We start from the raw sequence: 1,118 nt of genomic DNA, 5'->3' as shown, positions 1-1,118 counted from the left end.
AGAGGGCGTCTGAAGAGCGAAGTTTGTGGTTGATTGCCAGTTACGCGTTTCGCCAGGTTGGGGTGGTTTCGCCGGTTACGCGTCGGGCGAGGTTGTCGATGGAGGCCAGGCGGATCATGGCTGCGGCGTGGTCTGGCCGGGTCTCGTAGTCGCGGGCGAGCCGGCGGTGGAGCATGAGCCAGCCCAGGGTGCGTTCGACGACCCAACGGCGTTTGACGACGTGGAATCCGGGCTGGTCGGAGCGGCGTGGGACGACCTCGACGTCGATGCCCAGGCGGGCGCCGTGTTCGACGGCGGCGTTCTTGAAGCCGGTGTCCACCCAGGCCTTGGTGATCGTGGGATAGGTGCGGCTGGCTTGGGTGAGCAGGGTCTTGCCGATGGCGTTGTCGGACAGGTCGGCGGCGGCGACGGTGATGGCCAGGAGCAGGCCGAGGGTGTCGGTCAGGATGCCCCGTTTGCGGCCGACGATCTTCTTGGCTGCGTCGATACCTTGGGTGTCGAGGGGGACATTGGTGGAGGTCTTGACGCTCTGGCTGTCGATGACGCAGGCGCTGGGCTCGGGTTGGCGTCCTTCCTTGGTGCGCGCCAGGCCGGTCAGTTCGATGCCTAACTGCTCGAAGATGCCTTCCTTGGCCCAGGCGGAGAAGTAGTAGTACACGGTCGTGCGGGGTGGGAAGTCGTGGGGCAGGTACTTCCAGGCGATCCCGGTGCGGTTGACGTAGAGGATGGCGTCGAAGATGTCGCGCAGGCTGGTCGACGGGTCGGCGACGGTGATCCCGGCCCGCGCGCGAGCCTGCATGCGTGCGGCTCGCCAGGCGCTCAGGGTCGGCTCGATTAACGCCCAGCGGGCATCGGACAGATCCGAGGGGTATGGGCGGCGTGAGGTCATAGCCCTCGTGGTAGCAACTGTCGCCGCAGAAGGCCCGCACCTGTCGAGTTGGGCGATTCGAGGGCATCCCGAGATCGGATGGGCAGGAGGTGTCTCATCAGACAAAATGCCAGCTCGCTGGCCCCTCCTTGAGGAGGCTGAATGCGGTGAATACTGCTCAATCCCTACATCTCGGGCCAGGGCGAAATCTGGACGAACTATGACAGGTCATCATCGGATGCCCACTCAG

1 protein-coding gene is annotated in these 1,118 nt (G+C 64.9%); it reads right to left on the bottom strand.

The features are described from left to right. Window positions 1-40 precede the first annotated feature (40 nt). Window positions 41-889, bottom strand: coding sequence for an IS5 family transposase (locus tag ACTWPW_RS64270; protein WP_443175053.1), 849 nt, complete (start codon window positions 887-889; stop codon window positions 41-43). Window positions 890-1,118: the final 229 nt, after the last annotated feature.

The organism is Nonomuraea sp. KM90, from assembly GCF_052246675.1.
Taxonomy (GTDB): Bacteria; Actinomycetota; Actinomycetes; order Streptosporangiales; family Streptosporangiaceae; genus Nonomuraea.
This window is presented reverse-complemented; position numbering and strand designations above follow the sequence as displayed.